Source organism: Amycolatopsis sp. NBRC 101858 (genome assembly GCF_030269325.1).
Classification (GTDB): domain Bacteria; phylum Actinomycetota; class Actinomycetes; order Mycobacteriales; family Pseudonocardiaceae; genus Amycolatopsis; species Amycolatopsis ponsaeliensis.
On sequence record NZ_BSTD01000001.1, the window covers coordinates 1794151 to 1816674 of the forward strand.

At 71.4% G+C, this 22524-nt stretch carries 23 protein-coding genes and 1 pseudogene; 8 read left to right on the plus strand and 16 right to left on the minus strand.

All coding sequences use genetic code 11. The features are described from left to right. Positions 1-2 precede the first annotated feature (2 nt). Both pcp and QSK39_RS08610 read left to right on the plus strand, forming a co-directional pair. A complete protein-coding gene (gene pcp / locus QSK39_RS08605) occupies positions 3-641 on the plus strand; it encodes a pyroglutamyl-peptidase I (protein ID WP_285477092.1) in 639 nt (212 codons plus the stop codon). Next, entirely contained in the window at positions 638-1042 is a 405-nt protein-coding gene (locus QSK39_RS08610; protein ID WP_285477093.1) for a hypothetical protein, read from the plus strand. Before pcp ends, QSK39_RS08610 begins: the two co-directional genes overlap by 4 nt. Here the strand turns inward: QSK39_RS08610 and QSK39_RS08615 are convergent. Then, a complete protein-coding gene (locus QSK39_RS08615) occupies positions 1039-1710 on the minus strand; it encodes an Ig-like domain-containing protein (protein WP_285477094.1) in 672 nt (223 codons plus the stop codon). The two genes, QSK39_RS08610 and QSK39_RS08615, sit on opposite strands and share 4 nt — an antisense overlap. Positions 1711-1927: 217 nt before the next feature. Between QSK39_RS08615 and QSK39_RS08620 the strand changes: the two genes are divergently transcribed. Further along, entirely contained in the window at positions 1928-2386 is a 459-nt protein-coding gene (locus QSK39_RS08620; RefSeq protein ID WP_285477095.1) for a YbaB/EbfC family nucleoid-associated protein, read from the plus strand. Positions 2387-2398: 12 nt separating this feature from the next. Here QSK39_RS08620 and QSK39_RS08625 read toward each other — a convergent pair. Continuing rightward, positions 2399-3508 (minus strand): annotated as a pseudogene (locus QSK39_RS08625) (Hsp70 family protein); the annotation flags it as partial. Positions 3509-3834: 326 nt separating this feature from the next. Beyond that, a complete protein-coding gene (locus QSK39_RS08630) occupies positions 3835-6390 on the minus strand; it encodes an ATP-dependent Clp protease ATP-binding subunit (protein WP_285477096.1) in 2556 nt (851 codons plus the stop codon). A gap of 345 nt (positions 6391-6735) precedes the next feature. Here QSK39_RS08630 and QSK39_RS08635 point away from each other — a divergent pair, with 345 nt between their 5' ends. Then, entirely contained in the window at positions 6736-7497 is a 762-nt protein-coding gene (locus QSK39_RS08635) for a (2Fe-2S)-binding protein (RefSeq protein WP_285477097.1), read from the plus strand. A 4-nt stretch (positions 7498-7501) separates the two neighbouring features. Here QSK39_RS08635 and QSK39_RS08640 read toward each other — a convergent pair whose 3' ends face one another. Continuing rightward, positions 7502-8071, minus strand: coding sequence for a TIGR03086 family metal-binding protein (locus QSK39_RS08640; RefSeq protein WP_285477098.1), 570 nt, complete (start codon positions 8069-8071; stop codon positions 7502-7504). 56 nt (positions 8072-8127) lie between these two features. Between QSK39_RS08640 and QSK39_RS08645 the strand changes: the two genes are divergently transcribed. After that, positions 8128-8970 (plus strand): AraC family transcriptional regulator, encoded by an 843-nt coding sequence (locus QSK39_RS08645; protein ID WP_353051039.1) that lies wholly within the window; start codon positions 8128-8130, stop codon positions 8968-8970. 108 nt (positions 8971-9078) lie between these two features. Here QSK39_RS08645 and QSK39_RS08650 read toward each other — a convergent pair whose 3' ends face one another. Both QSK39_RS08650 and lysS read right to left on the minus strand, forming a co-directional pair. Further along, on the minus strand, positions 9079-9429 hold the full coding sequence (locus QSK39_RS08650) for a histone-like nucleoid-structuring protein Lsr2 (RefSeq protein ID WP_285477099.1): 351 nt from the start codon (positions 9427-9429) through the stop codon (positions 9079-9081). A gap of 146 nt (positions 9430-9575) precedes the next feature. Continuing rightward, positions 9576-11087, minus strand: a complete 1512-nt coding sequence (gene lysS, locus QSK39_RS08655) for a lysine--tRNA ligase (RefSeq protein ID WP_285477100.1) — start codon at positions 11085-11087, stop codon at positions 9576-9578. Between the two features lie 76 nt (positions 11088-11163). On the opposite strand from lysS, the gene QSK39_RS08660 reads away from it, so the two are divergent. Together QSK39_RS08660 and QSK39_RS08665 are read left to right on the plus strand one after the other, a co-directional pair. Further along, positions 11164-11916 (plus strand): class I SAM-dependent methyltransferase, encoded by a 753-nt coding sequence (locus tag QSK39_RS08660; protein WP_285477101.1) that lies wholly within the window; start codon positions 11164-11166, stop codon positions 11914-11916. 33 nt (positions 11917-11949) lie between these two features. Next, positions 11950-12351, plus strand: coding sequence for a DUF6640 family protein (locus QSK39_RS08665; protein WP_284745051.1), 402 nt, complete (start codon positions 11950-11952; stop codon positions 12349-12351). Positions 12352-12378: 27 nt separating this feature from the next. Here QSK39_RS08665 and QSK39_RS08670 read toward each other — a convergent pair whose 3' ends face one another. From QSK39_RS08670 to QSK39_RS08700, 7 genes are all read right to left on the minus strand, one after another. Continuing rightward, a complete protein-coding gene (locus tag QSK39_RS08670; protein WP_285477102.1) occupies positions 12379-13155 on the minus strand; it encodes a type III pantothenate kinase in 777 nt (258 codons plus the stop codon). A 5-nt stretch (positions 13156-13160) separates the two neighbouring features. After that, on the minus strand, positions 13161-13658 hold the full coding sequence (gene panD / locus QSK39_RS08675) for an aspartate 1-decarboxylase (protein WP_284745053.1): 498 nt from the start codon (positions 13656-13658) through the stop codon (positions 13161-13163). Positions 13659-13667: 9 nt separating this feature from the next. Further along, positions 13668-14582, minus strand: a complete 915-nt coding sequence (panC, locus tag QSK39_RS08680; protein WP_285477103.1) for a pantoate--beta-alanine ligase — start codon at positions 14580-14582, stop codon at positions 13668-13670. Continuing rightward, entirely contained in the window at positions 14579-15538 is a 960-nt protein-coding gene (locus QSK39_RS08685) for a Rossmann-like and DUF2520 domain-containing protein (RefSeq protein ID WP_502873270.1), read from the minus strand. Before QSK39_RS08685 ends, panC begins: the two co-directional genes overlap by 4 nt. Positions 15539-15628: 90 nt before the next feature. Further along, a complete protein-coding gene (locus QSK39_RS08690; RefSeq protein ID WP_285477966.1) occupies positions 15629-16732 on the minus strand; it encodes a PrsW family intramembrane metalloprotease in 1104 nt (367 codons plus the stop codon). A 188-nt stretch (positions 16733-16920) separates the two neighbouring features. Then, positions 16921-19260 (minus strand): DUF6779 domain-containing protein, encoded by a 2340-nt coding sequence (locus tag QSK39_RS08695; RefSeq protein ID WP_285477105.1) that lies wholly within the window; start codon positions 19258-19260, stop codon positions 16921-16923. Between the two features lie 69 nt (positions 19261-19329). Further along, the gene (locus tag QSK39_RS08700) at positions 19330-19791 is read right to left on the minus strand and encodes a DUF3180 domain-containing protein (protein ID WP_285477106.1); all 462 of its coding nucleotides are present in this window, start codon (positions 19789-19791) and stop codon (positions 19330-19332) included. A gap of 61 nt (positions 19792-19852) precedes the next feature. Between QSK39_RS08700 and QSK39_RS08705 the strand changes: the two genes are divergently transcribed. Further along, complete coding sequence (locus tag QSK39_RS08705; protein WP_285477107.1) at positions 19853-20788, plus strand: helix-turn-helix domain-containing protein; 936 nt, start codon at positions 19853-19855, stop codon at positions 20786-20788. A gap of 65 nt (positions 20789-20853) precedes the next feature. Here the strand turns inward: QSK39_RS08705 and folK are convergent, their stop codons facing one another. From folK to folP, 3 genes are read right to left on the minus strand one after another with little or no spacing between them, the layout of a single operon-like run. Further along, positions 20854-21345, minus strand: a complete 492-nt coding sequence (folK, locus tag QSK39_RS08710; RefSeq protein ID WP_285477108.1) for a 2-amino-4-hydroxy-6-hydroxymethyldihydropteridine diphosphokinase — start codon at positions 21343-21345, stop codon at positions 20854-20856. Then, a complete protein-coding gene (gene folB, locus QSK39_RS08715; RefSeq protein ID WP_285477109.1) occupies positions 21342-21701 on the minus strand; it encodes a dihydroneopterin aldolase in 360 nt (119 codons plus the stop codon). Before folB ends, folK begins: the two co-directional genes overlap by 4 nt. Beyond that, complete coding sequence (folP, locus tag QSK39_RS08720) at positions 21694-22500, minus strand: dihydropteroate synthase (RefSeq protein ID WP_285477967.1); 807 nt, start codon at positions 22498-22500, stop codon at positions 21694-21696. Before folP ends, folB begins: the two co-directional genes overlap by 8 nt. Between the last annotated feature and the right edge of the window lie 24 nt (positions 22501-22524).

The following is a 22524-nucleotide window of genomic DNA, read 5'->3' on the forward strand; positions in this document are numbered from 1 at the left end:
GCATGGCCAGGGTGCTGGTGACGGGGTTCGCGCCGTTCGGCGGGGAGCCGGTGAACCCGTCGTGGCAGGCGGTTTCCCTGCTCGGTGCACGCCGGGACGACATCGCCGCGGTGGAACTGCCGTGCGAGTTCGCCGCGTCACTGCCCGCGCTGCGGGCCGCCGTGGCGGAGCACCGGCCGTCGCTGGTGGTGTGCGTGGGCCAGGCGGGCGGCCGCCTCGACGTGACCCCCGAGCGCGTCGCGGTCAACCTGATCGACGCCCGCATCCCCGACAACGCGGGCGAGCAGCCGGTGGACGTCCCGGTGGTCCCGGACGGCCCGGCGGCGTACTTCACGACGTTGCCGGTGAAAGCCTGCGTGGCGGCGATCCGCGCGGCGGGCGTGCCGGCTTCGGTGTCCCACACCGCGGGGACGTACGTGTGCAACCAGGTCTTCTACGGGCTGATGCACCTGCTGTCGACCCTGCCGGACGTGCGCGGCGGGTTCGTCCACGTCCCGTTCAGCCCCGAGCAGGTGGCGGCCTCCGGCAAGGCCGCGCCGTCGCTGGGGGTGGACCGCATCGCCGACGCGCTGGAAGCGCTGGTGGACACGGCATCGAAGACGACGGAGGACCTCGCCGTCAGCGCGGGCGCCGAGCATTGAGCACGCTGAGAGCCGACCCCCGGGCACTCGTCGCGGTGGGGGTGGCCGGCCTGGTCACCGGCGCCGCCACCGGCCTCTTCTGGCTCGCGATGTCCGGCCGCTACGACCGGTTGTGCGACGGCGGCAATCAGATGTGCGCCCTCGGCGTGTGGCTGCTCGCCCTGATCGTCTTCTTCGCGACCGTCGCCGGGGCATTGCTGCTCACCTGGCTCGCCGTCAGCATGACGCGCCTGTGGCCGAAAGCGCCGATCGTGCTGACCGCCGCGCTGGCACCGCTGGCTTCGGCGGTCGTCTACAACGTCACGGACGCCCTCGGCGGGTACCGGATCGCTTTGCTGGCCGCGGTTTCCGCGCTTCTGCACGCCGGGGTGGCGAGGGCGGCCCGGGTCGGCGTCCGCTAGCCGCCGCGGCCGGTGAGCTCCACGAACGACGCCGGACCCGGGACGTTGTGGTGCACCGTCAGATCCGCCGCCCGATCACCGGTCCCCTCCGGCGTGAAGCTCACGACGAGCGTGCACCGCCGGCCCGGCGCCACCTCGGCGCCGAGGCACGCGCTCGCGTCCACCGTGAACTCCTTGCTGTCCAGCTCGACCCCGCTGACCCGCAGCGGCCCGGCGCCGACGCTGCGGACCGCCACGGCGCAGTACACCGTCGTGCGCGCCGGGGTCGTCCCGCACGTCACCGACTGCGGGACCAGCACCGCCGCCGGAGCCGCGTCCGGCACCACCGGGAACGTCGCCGGGCGGCCGCGCACGACGTCGAGCACCGTCACCCCGGTCACCGTCAGGACCAGCGCACCGACGGCCAGCAGCACGATCGCGATCGCCTTGATCCCGCGGGCGGCGCTGCCGTCCTTGGCGGTGAACCCGCCGGCCGCCAGCACGGTGACCACCAGCGTCGAAACCAGCGTCGCGTTCGGGCCGGCGCCGATCGCCGCCGGGACGAGCGTGCCGAGCAGGGACGCCGCGACCGTGACGGCGAACCCGGTCCAGGAGAAGCGTTTCGCCTCGCGCAGCCGGCTCCGCACAGTCGGCGCGGTCGGCGCGCGGGGCTTCGTGACGGTGCTCATGCAGGTAAGAGCGCCGACCGGCCCGGGCAGGTACGAGTTTCGCCCGTTCGGCGGCACTCGTGCTGCTGTCGTGATCTGACGCACACCCTCCGCGAATCACCCTGGCGGCCGGCTGAACGGTGTTTACATGGCGAGATGATCGGGTTCGAAACCGACCTGCGCGGGCAGGCCGTCCCCCTGACGTCGGACGGCGGCGCTACGCACGTGGGGAGGCCGGATGACTGAGCAGCCACCGAAACCGGACCGCGAAACGCTCCTGGGCGAGCTGGCCGCGCTGTCGGCGACGGCGACGTCCGCCGACGGCGCCGTCTCGCTGTCGGTCAACACCGACGGCGTGCTGACCCGGCTGCGGCTCACCGACGCCGTCTCGCGGATGTCGCCGGACGAGATCGCCGACGCCGTGCTGCGGACCTACGTCGAAGCGCAGCGGGACTCGGCGAAGCGGACCGGACAGCTGCTGGCGCCGCTGGGCAGCGGCGGCTACCTGATGGACCGGCTGCGCTGGCGGGTGCAGTTCGAGCCGGCACCTCCACCGGCCGTCACGCGGCACGAAGAGCGGACCGACGCGGTGCTGAAGGACCGCTCCGAAGACGTCACGCCGGCCGCACCGCCGCCCGGACCGACGGCGGACGACGACTTCTACCGCCAGGGCCCGCGGATGGACCAGGCCTGGTGACGCTCAGAAGCTCCGCTGCCAAGGCGGCGGAGTGCCGACCGGGCGGACGGTGAGGTTCGGGGCCGCGGTGACCGGCTGGACGTGCTGCAGGCCGAACGCCACCGCCGTCTCCGGCTGGCTCTGCGTCGCCGGCCGCACGCCCAGCTTCCGGGCCAGCAGGTCGGCCAGCAGCGGCATCCGGCTCGGCCCGCCGACGAGGTAGACGCCGGCGAGGCGGTCGGGCGTCAGGCCGGCGCGGTGGATCGTCGTCTCGAGGAGTTCCGCGCTGCGCAGCAAGCTGGGCCGCACCAGGGCTTCCAGCTCCGCCCGGGTGACCACGACGTCACCGAACGGCTCGGGCATCGGCACCGCCGTCTCCTGGTGGCGCGACAGGCTTTCCTTGGCGCCCTTGACGTCCTGCAGCAGGGCGCGCCGCTGGCGGCGTTCGGACTTCGTGCGCGGGCGGAGCAGGCCCTGCCACTGCGCCGGATCCGCGAAGGACACCGAGCGTCCGATGTGGACCAGAAGGGCCTGGTCGATGTCGAGGCTGCCGATGTCGGTCAGGCCGTCTTCGGCGAGCACGGCGAACCCGTGCGGCGTCATGCCGACGACCGCGCAGTCGAAGGTGCCGGCCCCGAGGTCGTAGACCCCGATCGGCCCACCGGCCCGGCCCCCGAGCGCGGCGTAGTGCGCCGCCGCGGCAACGGGTTCGGGCACCAGCCGGACATCACCGAAACCGGCCCTGGTCGCGGCGGTACGGAGGATTTCGCGGCGGCCCGCGTCCCACCCGGCGGGGTGCGAGATCCGCACCTGGGCGGGCGGCCGGCCGAGCGCACGCCCGGCTTCCTCGCCGACCCGCCGCAGCACCGCGGCGAAGGTGTCGGCGACCTCGAAGGTGTGCTCGCCGAGCTGGAGCGAGCCTTCGTCGATGCGCCGCTTCGGGTTGGCCTCGAACCGGCTCGGATCAAGCCGGGCACGCCGTTCGGCCTCCTGGCCGGCGACGAGCAGCCCGGCATCGTTCACGCAGACGGCGGACGGCATGGTCACCGCCCCATCGATCTCAACCGCCCACGGCGCCCGCCCGGCGGCGGAGACCACGGCAACGGTGCTGGAAGTCCCGAAGTCGATCGACAGCACATCCACGCAGGTTCCCCTCCCACCGGCATCGTCTCACGAGGCCAGGGGCGTCCCGCGATCAGGCGCGGACGTCTGCGGTCGCCCCCTGAGCGAGCCTCGCCCGCCGAGCGCCGTGATGTACCGGCGGAGCGTGTCCAGCTCCATCTGCCCGGGACCACCCTGCTCGAGCTGACTGATCCGCGGCCGTCTTGTCCGCCTTCACTTTCGCCCAGACCCCCTGCTTCCCGCGGATGCCGGTCGCAGCCCTTCACCACCGAGCCCGAAACCCGCCGGACGCAAGAAGGGCGGTTCCCCGGCCGGGGAACCGCCCTTCTCACCTACTGCTCAGCCGATCACTCGTTCTCGGCTTCGCCCTGCTCCTCGTGGCCCGCGCCGATGCTGACCGGCGGGGCGTCCGGGACCGACGACGGCTTGCGCTCACCGCGGAAGGTGAACCGGGCCTGGTCGTCCTTGTCCTCGGGGTTGCCGCTCCAGCCCTCGACGTCGACCAGGATGATCTGGCCGGGCTCGACCTCGCCGAAGAGGATCTTCTCCGACAGCTGGTCCTCGATCTCGCGCTGGATCGTGCGGCGCAGCGGCCGCGCGCCCAGCACCGGGTCGAAGCCGCGCTTGGCCAGCAGAGCCTTGGCCTTCGCCGTCAGCTCCAGCTCCATGTCCTTGGCCTTGAGCTGCTTCTCCACGCGGCCGATCATCAGGTCGACCATCATGATGATCTGGTCCTGCGTCAGCTGGTGGAACACGATGATGTCATCGATCCGGTTCAGGAACTCCGGGCGGAAATGCTTCTTCATTTCCTCGTTGACCTTCTGCTTCATCTTCTCGTACCGGGTGCCGGTGTCGTTGGACCCGGCGAACCCGAGCGAGACGGACTTCGAGATGTCCGACGTGCCCAGGTTGGACGTGAAGATGAGGACCGTGTTCTTGAAGTCGACCGTGCGACCCTGACCGTCGGTCAGGCGGCCGTCTTCCAGCACCTGCAGGAGCGTGTTGTAGATCTCCTGGTGCGCCTTCTCGATCTCGTCGAACAGGACCACCGAGAACGGCTTGCGACGCACCTTCTCCGTCAGCTGGCCGCCCTCTTCGTAGCCCACGTAGCCCGGAGGGGCGCCGAAGAGCCGCGAAGCGGTGTAGCGGTCGTGGAACTCGCCCATGTCGATCTGGATGAGCGCGTCGTCCTCGCCGAACAGGAACGCCGCCAGCGCCTTCGACAGCTCGGTCTTACCGACACCGGACGGGCCGGCGAAGATGAACGAGCCCGACGGGCGCTTCGGGTCCTTCAGGCCGGCACGCGTACGGCGGATCGCCTGCGAGACGGCCTTGACCGCGTCCTCCTGGCCGATGATGCGCTTGTGGAGCTCGTCCTCCATGCGCAGCAGCCGGGTGGTCTCTTCCTCGGTCAGCTTGAACACCGGGATGCCGGTCCAGTTGGCCAGCACCTCCGCGATCTGCTCGTCGTCGACCTCGGCGACGACGTCGAGGTCGCCGTCCTTCCACTGCTTCTCCCGCTCGCCCTTCTGGCCGAGGAGGGTCTTCTCCTCGTCACGCAGGCGGGCGGCCCGCTCGAAGTCCTGCGCGTCGATCGCGGACTCCTTGTCGCGGCGCACGTTCGCGATCTTCTCGTCGAACTCGCGCAGGTCCGGCGGCGCGGTCATCCGGCGGATGCGCATCCGGGCGCCGGCCTCGTCGATCAGGTCGATCGCCTTGTCCGGGAGGAACCGGTCGTTGATGTACCGGTCCGCCAGGGTCGCGGCGGCGACCAGCGCCGAGTCGGTGATCGAGACGCGGTGGTGCGCCTCGTACCGGTCGCGCAGGCCCTTGAGGATCTCGATCGTGTGCTCCAGCGACGGCTCGCCGACCTGGATCGGCTGGAACCGGCGCTCGAGGGCGGCGTCCTTCTCGATGTACTTGCGGTACTCCTCGAGCGTGGTCGCGCCGATCGTCTGCAGCTCACCGCGGGCCAGCATCGGCTTCAGGATCGAAGCCGCGTCGATCGCACCCTCGGCGGCACCCGCCCCGACCAGCGTGTGCAGCTCGTCGATGAACAGGATGATGTCGCCGCGGGTCTTGATCTCCTTGAGCACCTTCTTCAGGCGCTCTTCGAAGTCACCGCGGTAGCGGGAGCCGGCGACCAGGGAGCCCAGGTCCAGCGTGTAGAGCTGCTTGTCCTTGAGCGTCTCGGGCACCTCGCCCTTGACGATGCTCTGGGCCAGGCCCTCGACGACGGCGGTCTTGCCGACGCCGGGCTCGCCGATGAGCACCGGGTTGTTCTTGGTGCGGCGAGACAGCACCTGCATGACCCGCTCGATCTCCTTGCCGCGCCCGATGACCGGGTCGAGCTTGCCCTCGCGGGCGAGCACGGTCATGTTGCGGCCGAACTGGTCCAGCACCAGCGACGACGACGGGGTGCCTTCACCACGGCCGCCGGAACCGGTTTCGGTGGACTCCTTGCCCTGGTAACCCGAGAGCAGCTGCAGCACCTGCTGGCGGACCCGGTTGAGGTCCGCTCCCAGCTTGACCAGGACCTGCGCGGCGACGCCCTCGCCCTCGCGGATCAGGCCGAGCAGGATGTGCTCGGTGCCGATGTAGTTGTGGCCGAGCTGCAGCGCTTCGCGCAGCGACAGCTCCAGCACCTTCTTCGCCCGCGGCGTGAACGGGATGTGCCCGCTCGGCGCCTGCTGGCCCTGGCCGATGATCTCTTCGACCTGCTGGCGCACGCCCTCCAGGGCGATGCCCAGCGACTCCAGCGCCTTGGCGGCGACACCCTCACCCTCGTGGATCAGACCCAGGAGGATGTGCTCGGTGCCGATGTAGTTGTGGTTGAGCATCCTGGCCTCTTCTTGAGCCAGGACGACCACCCGCCTCGCGCGGTCGGTGAACCTCTCAAACATGTGCACTCCCTCGACTGCTGCGCCGGCGGCCCGTTATCCATCGTGCTTTCACCGCGATGGATTCAGCACCGTGAGACCACTCTAGTAGCCAACTGGTAGCGCTGGCGTACCACTACGGCTGTTCGCGGTCTTTTCCGCACCCGGACGTGGGGTGTTCCGGGTGCTTCCATCATCAGGTTGCCCTGCACCTTTACGTCAACCCCAACGTGCGGGCGGCCACCCGGATTCCGCCATCCGCGCGGTGTCCGCTCACCGCGAACAGGTCCGCAACCTGGGAGTGACCGGGGTGACGGCCACCCGATCGGCGGAGTCCTGTTAGGTTAGGCAGACCTAAGGAGGACGCCGTTGACGCAGCCGAGCACCCGCGAGACAGCGGACGGCCTCGCGCCGTCCCTGCGGCGGCTCGACCTGCGGCGGGACGTCCCACCAGGCTGGATCCGCTGCTCGGCGGTCCCTTTCGCCGAGTGGCACACACGCCTGACCGGCTGGCTGCGGCGCGAGTACGGCGAGGCACCGCCCCGGACCGCCGACGCGTACCTGATCGCGTGGTACCTGCACGTCCCGGCCCAGGTCGGCGCGCTCCTGCTGCACCACGAACGGCGGGTGCCCTCGCTCCGGCCCGCGGACCTGGCCTTCCGCCTCGGCGCCGGTCAGCCGTACCCGGACGCGCTGGCGGTGCTCGGCGACGAGTTCTGCTGCCTGCCGACCGACCCGGCGTCGGACGCCCGGGGAGCGACGGTGGTCCGCGACGAGCGAGCCCTGGCGGCGGTCCTCCGGGCCCGCTACACGGCACACGCGGCCCAGTTCGTGCAGGCCTACGGGCCGCACAGCCGCTTCGGCCGCCGGACGCTCTGGGCCGCGGCGACCGACGCCCTGGAGAACGCCCTGTGGGGAGCGGGCCGGGCGGGCGGCACGCCGGAGGCGGAGGGCGCCGGCGTCGCCGACGCGGCCCTGGTGCTCGACGAGCGGTACCCGCCGCTGACCTCGGCCTCGACGTTGCGCCTGGCGGACCGCGAGTGGACGCGGCGGCGCGAGAGCTGCTGCTTTTCGTACCTGCTCCCGGCGGAGCCGGAGTGCGACGGCTGCCCGCGCACCTGTTCCCGCTGAGCGGTCAGCGCGGCCAGCTTGGGTCGCGCCCGGAGGCCCCCAGAGCCCGCGCCAACGCCGGCGCGTCCGCGGCCACCTCCACCACAGGCCCGTAGACCCCCATCGACCGCGCCTGCTCGCCCATCGCCATCGCGGACTCGTGCACCGCGGTCGCCGCTTCCGGCGCGCAGGCGACCTCCTGGCCGCTCGCCCGGGCCAGGTCCCAGCCGTGCAGGACGAACTCGCCCAGCACCATGTCGCCGACCACCGACGACGGCATCCGCGCCGTCCCCAGCGCCGTCATGCCGTCCCACGCCGACGGCGCCCCGAAGACGTCCACGAGCGTCTCCGTCTGCTTCTCCAGCGCCGCGCGCCAGTCGTCGGTCACCAGCGCCGACTCCGCCTCGCCCGCACCCGGCGACGGCGGGTCCTCGCGGCGTCCCGCGGCGACGAGCCACGGCCCCCAGTAGAGAAGGTGGTTGAGCAGCCCGCGGACGTCGTAGCCGGCGCACGGCGTCGGGGCGGACAGGTCGGCCACGGCGTCGGCAACCCTCAGGAACTCGGCCGCGGCGGGCCGCAGCAACTCGGCAGTCATCCCGCGATCCAATCCGCCCGGCCGGGACGCCGTCTTGAAGGAACGCGACAGCTACCGTGGACGACGTGGGCGAGCACCGGATCCCGCGCGGCATCGTGGCCGAGGCCACCGCGCGCACGATGTTCACGCTGACCAGGCACGCGCCCGCACCCGAACTGGCCGAGTTCGTCGAATACCACTGGGTGCTGCACTGGGACCGGCGTGGCAAACCGCCCCACGAACAGCGCGTGCTGCCGAACCTCTCGGTGCACGCGACGTTCTTCCCCGGCGCGTCCGGGGTGTACGGCCCGATGCACGACGTCTTTTCCCACCGCCTCGAAGGCCGCGTCCAGGGCTTGGGCGTGCGTTTCCGGCCCGGGTGCTTCCGCGCGTTCCTCGATGGCCCGGTGAGTGACATCGCCGACCGCACTGTCCCGCTCGTGGACGTTTTCGGGCCGAGGGTGATCGAAGCCGCGGAATCGGTGCAGATCGCGACCGATGACGCGCAAATGGTCCGCACGATCGACAACTTGCTGATCGCAAATCGCGCCGGGCTGTCGATCGCCGCCCGGCGGGCCGCGGAAGCCGTGGAATCAATCGCGCGGGATCCGGGAATTACCCGGGTGGCGCAACTGTGCGCGGATACTGGACTAACCACCCGGTCAGTGCAGCGACTGTTCGCCGAACACGTCGGCTGCACGCCCAAGTGGGCGATCCGGATATACCGCCTCAACGACGCCGCGCAGCGGATCGCCGCGGAAGGAGAGCCGGATTACGCCGGTCTGGCGGTTCGACTGGGCTATAGCGACCAGTCGCACTTCATCCGCGATTTCCGGGCGGTGACGGGTCAGCCGCCCGGCGAGTACGCCCGGACGGCCGGGGCGGACACCGAACGGACACCGGACAACGATCGGACATGAACAAAGCCGCCGGGCGAATTCGCCCGGCGGCCCTCGGCTGAACCCCGCTTCGAGGAGTTTCCCCAGTCATCCCGGTGACCTGCGGCCACCCGGAGAGCTGAAGGATCCTCAGTTCTTCTTGTGGTAGGCCTCGACGACCTCGGACGGGATCCGGCCCCGGTCCGAAACGGCGTAACCGTTCTTGCGCGCCCACGCCCGAATGGCCTGGTTCTGCTCGCGGTCGACAGCGGCGGGACGCGCGGACCCCTTACCCGAGACCGGGCGCACCGAAGCGCGCTTGCGGCCACCCGCACGACGCGCGTGCTCGACATACTGGGCGAGGGCGTCCCGCAGCTCCTCGGCGTTATCCGAAGAGAGATCGATCTGGTAGCTGACGCCGTCCAAACCGAACTCGACGGTCTCTTCCGCCTCACTGCCGTCGAGGTCGTCGACCAGCGAGACGAGCACCTTCTGTGCCATCCGATTCCTCCTGCGGGGACTTGCGCAATGATCTGGTTACGGGGCGAGCCCCGGGACAGAAGTCTTTGTCTAGAACATTAGTACCCGCTTCTGGGGGACAGCGCAAATCTCATATGGATAACCGACGGCTATCCCACACGGCCGGGTTATTCAGGTCGCACGAGCGGGAAGAGGATCGTCTCCCGGATACCGAGACCGGTCAGCGCCATGAGGAGCCGGTCGACTCCCATTCCGACGCCGCCGCTCGGCGGCATTCCGTACTCCAGCGCCCGCAGGAAATCCTCGTCGAGACGCATGGCTTCGCTATCACCCTGTGCGGCCAGCAGTGACTGTTCGGTGAGCCGTTCCCGTTCGACGACCGGATCGACCAGCTCGGAGTATCCGGTGGCGAGTTCGAATCCGCGCACGTAGAGGTCCCACTTCTCGGCCACCCCGGCCCGCGAGCGGTGCTGCCTCGTCAATGGGGACGTCTCCAACGGAAAATCACGGACAAACGTGGGGGCGTGCAGGTGATCCCCGACGAGGTGTTCCCACAGTTCCTCGACCAGCTTCCCGTGACCCAGCTTCGGATCCACTTCCAGGCCCCTGGCCTGCGCGAATCCGTGCAGTTTGGCGGCGGGCGTCTCCGGGGTCACCTCTTCGCCGAGGGAATCGGACAACGACTCGTACATTCCGAGTGTGGTCCATTCGCCGGACAGGTCGTACTCCGAACCGTCGGGCAGGGTGACGACCTGGGTGTCCAGCACCGCCTGCGCGGCCTCCTGGATCAGCTCGCGCGTCATCACCGCATTCGTGTCGTAAGTGGCGTACGCCTCGTAGTACTCGAGCATCGCGAACTCCGGCGAGTGCGAGGAGTCACTGCCCTCGTTCCGGAAGTTGCGGTTGATCTCGAAGACCTTCTCGATACCGCCGACGACGCAGCGCTTGAGGTAGAGCTCCGGCGCGATCCGCAGGAACAGTTCCATGTCGAACGCGTTCGAGTGCGTGACGAACGGGCGGGCCGCGGCGCCGCCGTGCAGCGTCTGCAGCATCGGCGTCTCGACCTCGGTGAACCCGCGGCGGTGGAACGACTCCCGCAGCGACCGGACCACGCCGGCGCGCGTGCGCACGACGTCCCGCGCGCGCGGGCGCATGATGAGGTCGACGTAGCGCTGGCGGATCCGCGTTTCCTCGGCCAGGTCCTTGAAGGCGTTGGGCAGCGGCCGCAGCGCCTTCGACGTGATGCGCCACGCGTCGGCCATCACGGACAGCTCGCCGCGCTTGGACGTGATGACCTCACCCTGCACGAACACGTGGTCGCCGAGGTCGACGTCGGACTTCCACGCCGCCAGCGCGTCCTCGCCGACCTTCGCCAGGCTGATCATGGCCTGCAGCTCGGTGCCGTCGCCCTCGCGGAGGCTGGCGAAGCACAGCTTGCCCGTGTTGCGCAGGAACATCACCCGGCCGGTGACGCCGACGGTCTCGCCGGTGGCGGTGTCGACGGGCAGCCCTTCGTGCGCCGCGCGCACCTCGGCGAGCGAGTGCGTGCGGGGGACCTCGACCGGGTAGGGATCGATACCCTCCGCGAGGATCCGGTCGCGCTTCTCCCGGCGCACCCGCATCTGCTCGGGCAGTTCGTCTTCGGCGGGCTCGCTGGTGGGAGGGGGCTTTTCGGTCATGGCCCATAGCGTACGAACCCGGCTGAACGCTACGCCAACCGGATTACCTTTCCTTTCCGTCCATTAACCTGGGCTCGTGAGTGATCCCACACGTGCCCGGCGGGCGTCTTCCTTCGGCAGCCGGGCGGCCGCGTACGCCGAGCACCGGCCCGACTACCCGCGGGAAGCGATCGAATGGGGCCTTTCGGGCGCCAGCGGAACCCCGCGCCGGGTCCTCGATCTGGGCGCCGGAACGGGCAAGCTCACCCTCGGCCTGGCCGCGCTCGGGCTCGCCGTCACCGCGGTCGAACCCGACCCGGAAATGCGCGCCGAACTGGGGCGAGTGGTGCCCTCGGCGACGTCCCTGGCGGGCCAGGCGGAACGAATCCCGCTGCCCGACGGCGAAGTCGACGCGGTTTTCGTGGGCCAGGCGTTCCATTGGTTCGACGTGCCCGTGGCGATGACGGAGATCGCGCGCGTGCTCCGCCCGGGCGGCGTCCTGGTGCCGATGTGGAACTACGAAGACGATTCGGTGCCGTGGGTCGCGGAGTTCGGCAATCTCGGCCGGACCGGCGTGAGCCGCGTCTGGACCGACGGCGAGCGGGCACCCGCCACGCACCCCGAGTTCGAACCGTTCGAAAGCCGCACGTTTCACCATGTGCAACGGCGCACCGCGGAAAGCCTCGTCGAAACGATCGCCACGCATTCGCACATGATCGTCGCGGATCCGGCGGAGGCGGCCGCCGGACTGGCGGAGATCCGCCGGTTCCTCGCCGCGAACCCGCACACGGCGTCCGGCGAGTTCGACCTGCCGTTGCGCACCTGGGTGTTCCGCGCCCGGCGGTCTTGACCTCGAGCGAAGTCGAGGTTCGATACTGCGGTCATGCCTGGGAAATCGTTGGGGCGAGCACTGATCTCGCTGACTTCACTCGTCACGGCGGTGGGCCCGTACCGCGCCGACTGGAACGAAACGCACGTCAAGAACCCCGCTTGGCCACCGCACGCGAAGTTCCACAATGGGCAGACGATGAGCCTGGGACTGGCCTTGGGCGTCACGAGCCTGTGGCAGCTGTGGCGGCGGCCGACCCGGGAAGGTCTCGACGCCGGGGCCGCGCTGGCGTCGCTGTACTGGCTGACGCAGATCTCGGCGCTGGCCTACCCGGGGTCGAAGGCGGTGGATCCGCCGGGGACGGCCAAGTTCCCCCAGGCCGTGGTGGCCTTCCCGGCGTTGGCGGTGACCGCGCTGGGGTACGTCCTGGAGCGGCGGCGCCTGGCCAAGGGCTGACGGAGTCGTCCGCCCCCGGCCACCCGGTCAGGGGCGGATGTTCCGTTCGAAGACCAGCCGCAACCCGAGCAGCGTCAGATCCGGCACGTGGTCGGTGATCGTCTCCGACTCGCCGATCACCAGCGGTGCCAGGCCGCCGGTCGCCAGCACCGCAACCGGTTCCGTCCCGCCCGGCGACAGCTCGCGGACGATCCGGCGGACCAGCCCGTCCACCTGCCCGGCGAAGCCGTACAGGATCCCGGACTGCAGGCACTCCACGGTGTTCTTCCCGATCACCGACCGCGGCGGCACCAGCTCGACCTTCCGCAACGCCGCCGCCCGCAACGCCAAGGCGTCGACCGAAATCTCGATCCCCGGCGCGAACGCCCCGCCCAGGAACTCACCCCGGGCGGAAATGGCGTCCACGTTCGTGGAGGTCCCGAAGTCGACCACCACGCAGGCCGTGTCGTGCAGGTGGTGCGCGGCCAGCGTGTTCACCAGCCGGTCCGCGCCCACCTCCTTCGGGTTGTCCACCAGCAGCGCCACGCCCGTGCGGACGCCCGGCTCCACCACGATCTTCGGGACGCGGGCGTAGTACCGCGCCAGCATCACCCGCAGCTCGCGCAGCACCGCCGGCACCGTCGACAGCGCGCTGATGCCCGTGACCGCGTCCGCGTGCGGGCCCAGCAGGCCGCGCACCGTCAACGCCAGCTCGTCGGCCGTCATGCGCGCGTCCGTGCGCATGCGCCAGTCGCCGACCAGGTCGGTGCCGGAGTACAGCCCCAGCACGATGTTCGTGTTGCCGACGTCGACGGTGAGCAGCAAGCGGGTCAGCTTTCCGCGTGCAGCAGCGCGTCGAGGCGGCGGGCGTCCGCCGTCTCCGCGACCGGGAACACCGCGGTCTCTTCTTCCGGCGGCAGGGTCACCGTGCCGGACAGCAGCCCCGACCCCTCGGGTGCGTAGCCCGGGTCGGCGTGCCGGTGGACGATCCGGTTGTCCGCGTCGACGAACACCACGCGCGGCTCGTACGTCGCGGCTTCGGCGTCGTCCATCTGGCCGTACGAAATGAGGATGACCAGGTCGCCCGGGTGCACCAGGTGCGCCGCGGCACCGTTGATGCCGAGCACGCCGGTGCCGCGTTCCCCCTTGATGACGTAGGTCTCCAGCCGGGAGCCGTTCGTGACGTCCACAATGGACACCTGTTCGCCCGGCAGCAGGTCCGCGGCCTCCATCAGGTCCTCGTCGACGGTCACCGAGCCGACGTAGTGCAGGTCGGCCTGGGTGACGGTGACGCGGTGGATCTTCGACTTGAGCATGGTGCGGTACATAGTGGACTCCTATTCCCCTGCGTCCAGCCGCTCCGGATGCGCCGGGTGGTCCACCGACGCGCCGAGCAGAACCGGAACGTTGTCGATCAGCCGGGTACTCCCCACCCGGGCCGCGATCAACAAGCGTGCTTCACCATCGACGGGCGCGGGCCCGAGGTCGGTTCCCCTCAACTCCAGGTAATCCACCTCGACCGCCGGCCGCGCGGCGAGGGTCTTCCACGCGGTCTCGAGGACCGCCTCGGCACCGTCGCGCCCGACGAACGCCCCTGCGGTGAGGGCGGCCGACAGGACGACGGCGTCTTCACGCTGCTCGGGCGTCAGGTAGACGTTGCGCGACGACAGCGCCAGCCCGTCGCGTTCCCGCACCGTCGGCACGCCGATGACGTGCGTGTCGATGTTCAGGTCGCGCACCATCCGCTTGATCAGGACCAGTTGCTGGTAGTCCTTCTCGCCGAAGAGCGCGTAGTCCGGGCGAAGCAGGTTGAACAGCTTCGCCACGACGGTGAGCACGCCGGCGAAGTGGCCGGGCCGGACAGCGCCCTCCAGTTCGTCCCCGAGCGGGCCGGGGTGCACGGTCACGACCGCGCCCTCGCCGTAGAGGGCGTCGGCGCTGGGCGTGAACGCGATTTCGACGCCGTCCTCGCTCAGCACGGCCAGGTCGTTCTCCAACGGCCGCGGGTACGCCTCGAAGTCTTCGCCCGCGCCGAACTGCAGCGGGTTGACGAAGATCGAGGTCGCCACGACGTTGTTCGGCAGCCGCTTCGCGCGGCGGATCAGCTCGCGGTGCCCGGCGTGCAGCGCGCCCATGGTCGGCACGAGCGCCAGCTTGCGGCCGACGCCGTGCAGGGCCTTGCTGACCTGGCTCATCTGCTCGGGCGACGCGAAGGTGTTCAGCGTGCCGCGGCTGAATTTCGGTGTGGTCACTGGTCTTGGTGCCCTTCGGCGGGATCGTCGAGGAGTTCGGTGAGGTCTTTGGCGGCCGCGGTGTCCAGCAGCCCGGCAGCCGAAGAACGCGCCACCGTGCGCTTGGCCATCGCCCGGTAGGCCGGCGCCACGTCCGGCGCCCGGTCCGCCAGCACCTCCAGGTGCTTGCGGACGGTGCCGACGTCGCCACGGGCGACCGGGCCGGTGAGCGCGCGGTCGCCGTGTCGGAGCACATTATCCAACGCCGCCGAAAGCAGTGGCGCCACCAGGCGTTCGGAATGCCCGATTCCCGCTTCCCGCAAGACTTCCGCGCAGTCCGCGACCAGTGTCATCAGGTGGTTCGCGCCGTGGGTCAACGCAGCGTGGTAGAGCGCTCGCGCGGAGTCGGGGATGCGCACCGGCTCGGCACCCATCTCGACCGCGAGGGCCTCGCCGACGCTCCAGGCGGCGTCGTCGTCGGCCGCCGCGGTGACGCCGATGCTGCACGCCGCCAGCCGCTCGAGGTCCTCCTCGCGGCCGGTGAACGTCATCACCGGGTGCAGCGCGAGCGGCAGCGCCCCGGCCTCGGCGGCGGGCGCCAGCACGTCGATGCCCTGCGCGCCGGAGGTGTGCACGACGATCTGCCCGGGCCGCAGCGACCCGGTCGCGACGAGCCCGCGGACCATGCCGGCCAGCGCGTCGTCGGGGAGGGCGAGCAGCACCAGGTCCGCCCGGCGGACGGTCTCGTCGGGTGGCAGCAGCGGCACGTCGGGCAGCAGGCGTTCGGCACGGGCCAGCGACGCGGCGGACAGCCCCGACGCGGCGACCACGGTGTGCCCCGCCCTGGCCAGCGCGGCGCCGAGCACACTGCCGACCCGGCCGGCGGAAACGACACCGACCGCGAGACGAGCGGGCCGATTCATGGCGTGCGCCTGTGGACGCTCATGGTTGGCAGACTCCCTCTGCTCTCGTTCCAGTCCCGTTCCGGGTACCGGACGAACGGCGCGAGACTAACTCGATTAAGCGCGCCGCGTTGAACCCGGGTGACCAGCTTCACCCGGACCGGGTCACCCTCGGGAGGCCTCTTCGGCGAGGCGGGTCGCCTCCGCCCGGGCGGACTTCAACGTGCGCAGCAGCTCCTGCTGGCGCTGCCGGTCGGTGTCGGTGGTCAGCTCCCGCCGGTCCAGGAACGCGAGCTCCGTGACGCTCGCCTGGTACACGGCGACCGCCTTGGCGGCCTGTTTGCCGGACTGGCGTTTCGCCTGCCGCCGCCAGGCCCGGCGGCCGGGCAGGCTGGCCAGCAGGTCGACCTCCGACGGCGCGATCCAGCGCGCCGCGGCCATGTGCGGCAGGGCGGTGGCGATGATCCGCTGCTCGCGCCGTCTCTGGAGAACGACCAGGTAGACCACGCCGAGGAACAGCGGCAGCATGATCAGGAAGTAGACGGTGAGGAACTTCGACCCGCCGAGCAGCGCGGCGCTGTTCCACAGCGCGTGCAGGCAGACGGCGGCCAGGTAGCCGGCGATCGGCGCCAGGACCTTCAGCGCCTTCGTGGTCGTCCGCGCGGCGATGCCGATCCCGATGCCGGTGAGCACGGCGAACAGCGGGTGGGTGAACGGCGCGAGGACGCCCCGGAGGAAGAACGCCGTGATGACGCCCTGGCTGTGGCCGTCACCGAAGCCGTAGTCGTTGAAGGCGCGGCCGAAGTAGTAGATGTTCTCGGTGAACGCGAAGCCGGCGGCGCTGAACCCGGCGTAGACGACCCCGTCCACGACGCCGTCGAACTCGCTGGACCGGCGCCAGAGGATGAGCACGACGAAGAGCGCCTTCGCGGCCTCCTCGACGATGGGCGCGGACACCAGCGCGGCGACGGTGTTGCCGCTGCCCTTGCCGAGCAGCTCGTCCCCGACCGCCTCGGCGGTGGTGTTGATGAGCAGCGCGGTGATGGTCGCGATGCAGGCGCCCCAGGCGAAGGCGAGCAGCAGGAACTTCGCCGGCTCGGGCTCCCAGCGGTCGACCCACAGGAACCCGGCGACGACGCCCGCGACCGGCACGAGCGCGGCGAGGACGCCGATCGTGACGGCGAGGGGGCCGACCCGCGCGGTGGCGAGGCCGAACAGGAACAGGCCGCACAGGGCGACCACGATCAGCCCGAGCACCGGCAGCAGCACGGTGATCCGGCGAGGCCGCCGTCCACGATCGAGTCCCGTCGCGGGCGAGAGGGTTCCGCTCACAGCCGGTCACCCTACGCAGACCGGACAGGAACCGGAACGCCACCTGGCACACACGGCGCGTCCCGCGTGTCCGCCGTTTCCCGGGCGCCCCCAGGCGGCCTGGGGACGCCGGGGATCATCCGGCCTCAGTCCTCCGCGCGACGACGGCGGCGGGGCGTCGAGCCCGTGCCGCCGTTGGCCGCCAGGAGCTCGCTCACCGAACGGCCCGCCGTGTGCGAACCGCTGCCCGGCTGGGCCTCGGGCGACCGGTGGCCGTTGCGGGCGTGGCCGTTGCTCGCGCCGTTGTGACCGTTGCCGTTGTTCGCGCCGTTGTGGCCGTTGCCGTTCTGCGGCACGTCCGCCGGGTCGACCGGGGCCATGTTGCGGCGCGACATCGACGCCCGCTCGGCGACCATGCCCTCCCACGCCGGGGGCTCGCCGTCCGGACGACGGCGACGGCCGCCGCCCGTGGGCTCCGGGGCGGGCACCGGCGGCATCTGCTGCGACTCGTCCGGCTTGCGGCGGCGGCCACCCGAGCGGCCCTGGAAGTTGCGGACCGACTCGGGGAGCGTCGGGTTCACCATCGGCGCGTCGGCCTTCGCGGCGTCGGCGGGCGCGCGGTGCGAGCCCCCGTGCCGGGAGGCCGGCTCGTCGAGGATCGGCGACATGTCCGCCCGCGAGAACTGCTCCAGCCGCGACGGACGGCGGCCGTCGGCGGCCGGGACCGGTGTGGTCGGCGGCACCACCGGCGGCAGGTTCGTGCGCGACGGCTGCCGCGCGGCCGGGCTGTTGTTCGGCACGGGCGTCGTCGGCGGGACGACCGGGAGGTCTTGACGCGATGCCGTGGCGTCCCTCGGCATCGGCGGGGCCTTCGGCTCGGGCGGCTTCGGCCGGTTCGGCCGCTGCCGCTCCGCGAAGTCGTCGCGGTTCTGGAACGCCGCGCTCAGGTCGGTCACCGGCCGCAGGTCCGACCGGGACATCTCCGACGGCTTCACCGGCGGGGCCGGCCGGGGCGGCGCGGGCCGCGGCGGCTCGGGCGCCTTGCGCTGCTCGGGGCGCGCACCGTTCGGCTGGCCGCCGACGCGGGGCAGGTCCGTCCGGGACCGTTCGACGCGCGGCAGGTCCGGATGCGACATCTCGACACGGGGGATGTCCGGGCGCGACATCTCGACGCGCGGAATGGCGGGCATCGACCGCTCGACCCGCGGGATGTCCGAACGCGACACCTCACCCGGACGCACCGGCGGCCGCGACGGATCCACCCGCGGCAGGTCCGGACGCGACATCTCCACGCGGGGGATGTCGGGCCGCGACATCTCCACCCGCGGAATGGCGGGCATCGACCGCTCGACCCGCGGGATGTCCGAACGCGACACCTCACCCGGACGCACCGGCGAGCGCGACGGATCCACCCGCGGCAGGTCCGAACGCGACACCTCGGCGGGCCGCATCGCGGGCCGTGACAGCTCCGCGCGGCGCGCGGGCGGCGGCTCCGGACGGCGGATCTCCGTCTTCGGCTCCGGGGCGCGGCGGATCTCGGTCTGGGGATCGGGCCGCGGCACCTGGCGCGTCGGCTCGGCGGCGGCCTCGGGACGGCGCGCGGGCTGCTGCGCGACCTCGTCCGCGTCCGGCAGCCGCATGGGCTGCGACTCGGCCTGGCGGCGGGCCGCCTCGGCACGCAGTTCGGCGGCCTTCAGCTCGCGCTGCGCGGCGTTCAGGGCCGGGTCGACGGCCGGCACCGGCGGACGGCGTTCGCTCAGCGGCTTCGGCCGGGCGATCTGCTGGGTGCTCTGCGCGTTGACGTTCGCCGGGGCCTTCGGGGCCGGCTTGCCGCCGAAGCCCTTGCCCTTGCCGAGACCCTTGCCGTTCGCGGGCTTGCCGTTCGACGCCTTGCGGCGGCGCTCGTCGAGGACCCGGTCGATCAGCTCGGTCGGCCGTTCGCCCGGCTCGGCCGGCTTCTTCCCGGACATCAGCTGAGCGGGCTTCTTCTTCGGCGCGGCGTCCGGGATCATCCGGTTGTCGTCGGAGAGCTTGCGCATGCGGGTCGCCTGGGCGGTCAGCGCGACGCGTTCGAGCAGCACCTCGCCGCCGAACAGCGACTGGAGGCTGTCGCGCAGCGCGGACACCTCGGCGCGCAGCGCCTCCAGCTCCTCGCGGCCGCGGGAGTCGGACTCGCTGCGGTTCTCCGCCTCCACCTCCAGCTCGAATTCACGCCGGGCCGCGATCTCGCGTTCCAGCTCCAGCTCGTACACAGCCTGCGCCTCGGAAACCGCGTCCTCGCTCTGTGCCGCGTGCTTGCGGTACTTCACGGCGAGGAAAGCGCCGATCAGGGCAGCCCAGAGGGCGGCGACGATCCCCAACCGGAGATAGCGGAGATCGTCGCTGAGCACCAGTGCGAGGGTGGCTCCGATGGCGAGGACGAATCCGACGACGAGCCACGGCCTGCCCAGTAGGCGGCCGCGCGAGTCGTCACCCACGCCGGTCATGCCTGACACCGTACCTGCTCGTAATCCGAACGAGACCTACTCGGTCCCGCGAGCGGTGGGAATCGAGCGCTAACCGGTCGTCCCGCGAGTGTGCTCCCGGTCTTGGTCGCGGGGGGTCCGGCAGCAGTGTTCGAGCCACAAAGCCGCTGCTACCAGGGCTGCGGAGGACGCCACGCCGACCACGCCGGCCCGGGTGTCCAGCACGGCCGCGACGAATTCGTCACGTCTCGGCAGAACGTAGGCGAGCGCGGCCAGCCAGGCGCCGCCCATGAACGCTCCGGCGAGTGACGAAGCCTTGGCGAGGGCCACCGATCGGGCGATCCCGATAGCGGCAACGACCCGGCCGTTCTTGATCCGGGAGCGAATGGAGAGCGCAATCCCGACTTCGACCGCGGCCAGCACGGCGAAGGTGACCCCGGCGAGCGTCGGCAGCTGGGGCAGCGAGCCGTAGGCGACCAGGAAGAGGAGGTAGCCGAGGACCAGGCCGAGGACTCCGGCCACCACCAGGTCACGGGGCCGGGTGAAGTGCATGCCTCAACCGTACCGTGCGAGGCTTGACTCTCCCCTGACTGGAGAGTTCATCATGCGTCTTGTGGGCACCACCGCGACCTTCACCATCGGCGAGCTGGCCCGGCGGACCGGCCTGCCGGTCAAGACCATCCGGTTCTACTCGGACGAGGGCCTGCTGCCCCCGACCGACCGGACGGACGCCGGCTACCGGCTCTACGACGCGGCGGCGATGGCCCGGCTCGAGCTGGTCCGCACGCTGCGGGAGCTGGGCCTGGGCCTCGCCGACGTCTCCGCGGCCTTGACGCAGTCGGCGACGGTCGGCGAGCTGGCGACCCGGCACGTCGAGGCGCTGGACGAGCAGATCCGGCGCCTGAGGCTGCGCCGGGCGGTGCTGCGCGCGGTGGCCAAGCGTGATTCCGAGCTGGAGGAAGTGAACCTGATGAACCGTCTCGCGTCGATGTCCGACGAAGAGCGCAAACGGCTGGTCGACGAGTTCTGGGACGAGATGGTCTCGGGCCTGGAGATCGACGAGCAGTTCTACGAGCGCATGCGCGCGGGCAAGCCCGAGCTGCCCGACGATCCGACGCCCGAGCAGCTCGAGGCCTGGATCGAGTTCGCCGAGCTGGTGCAGGACCCGGAGTTCCGGGCGCTGATCCGCGGCATGAGCGAAACCCAGGCGCGGCAGATCCGCGAGGGAGAGTTCCAACAGCCGGCCGACGCCTGGCAGCAGAACTGGCCGGGCTGGGTCTCGCGCGCCGAAGCGGCCGTGACGGCCGGCGATTCGCCCACGTCGGAGGCCGGGCAAACGCTTGCGGCCGAGATCGCCGCGGCGACGGCCCGCCCGGACCAGGACCCGGCATCGGCAGAGTTCCGCACGGAGATGGCGGACCGGTTCGCCACGAGCGGCGACCCGCGGGCCGAGCGCTACTGGCAGCTGCTGGCGACCATCAACGGCTGGCCCCCGGTCCCGACGGCCCAGCCCGCGGTGCGGTTCATGATCGCGGCTCTGCGCGGCTGACCCGGTCCGATCGCCGACCTGCGAGCGCAACTCGGCGATCGGCGGGTGCCAGGGGCTTGACTTGCTCAGCGCAGGGCAAGGTCGGTACGACGGACCGTAGCGATCTCGTCCGCCTGACGCGCCGCGAGCAGCTCCGCGATCGGACCGTGCCCCGGCAGCACCGCGGCCGGCTCGATCTCCGCCCAAGGCACCAGCACGCTCGCGCGGTCAGGCGTCCCCGGGTGCGGCAGCAGCAGCTCCGGATCGGCGGACGTGACGCCGTCCACCGTGACCACGTCGACGTCCAGCGTCCGCGGGCCCCAGCGCAGCTCGCGCACCCGGCCCGCCGCCTGCTCGGCCGCCTGGCCCGTGCGCAGCCACGCCCAGTGGTCGCGCGCCGGGTCGTCGACGACGCAGACCGCGTTCAGGAAGTCCGGCTGGTCCTCGACGCCCCACGCCTTGGTCTCGTACACGCTCGACACCGCGACCAGCGCGGGCCGGACGGCGTCCAGCGCCAGCTTCAGGAAGCCGAGCCGGTCGCCGAGGTTCGAGCCCAGCGACAGCACCGCGCGGCTCACCGGTCCCGCCGCACCGTCACGGCGACGTCGTCGAAGGTCAGCGGGATCGGCGCGGACGGCTTGTGCACCGTCACCTCGACCGCGCCCAGCCGCTCGTCGCGCAGGACCTCGTCGGCGATCTTCCCCGCGACGCTCTCGATGAGGTCGTACGGCTCGCCCGCGACGATCCCCGCCGCCAGCTCGGCCAGCTCGCCGTAGTGCAGCGTCTTGGTCAGGTCGTCCGACGCGGCGGCGGGCCCGAGGTCCAGCCACACGGTGATGTCGACGACGAACTCCTGCCCGTCCCGCTTCTCGTGCTCGAACACGCCGTGGTGGCCGAACACCCGCAGGCCGGTCAGCGTGATCCGGTCAGACATCCGGCGAACCCTTCCACCAAGCGGCGGCCACGGCGACCGCGTCGAGCGAAGCCCCGACCTCGTGCACCCGCACACCCCACGCGCCGGCGGCCGCGGCGAGCGCGGAGATGGCGGCGGTGGCGTCCTCACGGCCGTCCGGCGGCCGCGGCGTGCCGTCCTTTTCGGACAGCAGCCGGCCGAGGAACCGTTTGCGCGAGGCACCGACGAGCACCGGGAAACCCAGGGAAAGCAGCGAATCCAGCCCGCGCAGCAAGGCCCAGTCGTGCTCCGCGTCCTTCGCGAAGCCCAGCCCGGGGTCCAGCACGATCGCGCTCTCGGCAACTCCGGCGGCGAGCGCTTCGTCCACTCTGGACAGCAGCTCGGCACGAACATCGGCGACGACGTCTTCGTACTTGGCGAGGGCTTGCATGGTGCTGCTGTGCCCCCGCCAGTGCATCAGCACCCACGGCGCCCCGGACTCCGCAGCAACACGCGCCATGTCCGGATCGGCCAGCCCACCCGAGACGTCGTTGATGACCCTCGCCCCAGCATCGAGCGCCGCGGCGGCGACGGAGGCACGCGTGGTGTCGACCGAGAGCTGAAGGCCTTCGCCGGCGAGGGTGCGGATCACGGGGATGATCCGCTGCAACTCCGTCTCGGCGTCCACCCGGGACGCACCAGGCCGGGTCGACTCGCCACCGACGTCGATCAGGTCGGCCCCGCGCGCCCACATTGCGCGGGCGTGCTCCAGCGCCTGGTCGAGCCCGAGGTACCGGCCACCGTCCGAAAAGGAATCGGGCGTCACGTTCAGCACGCCCATCACGACGCACCGGCCCGGCGTGGG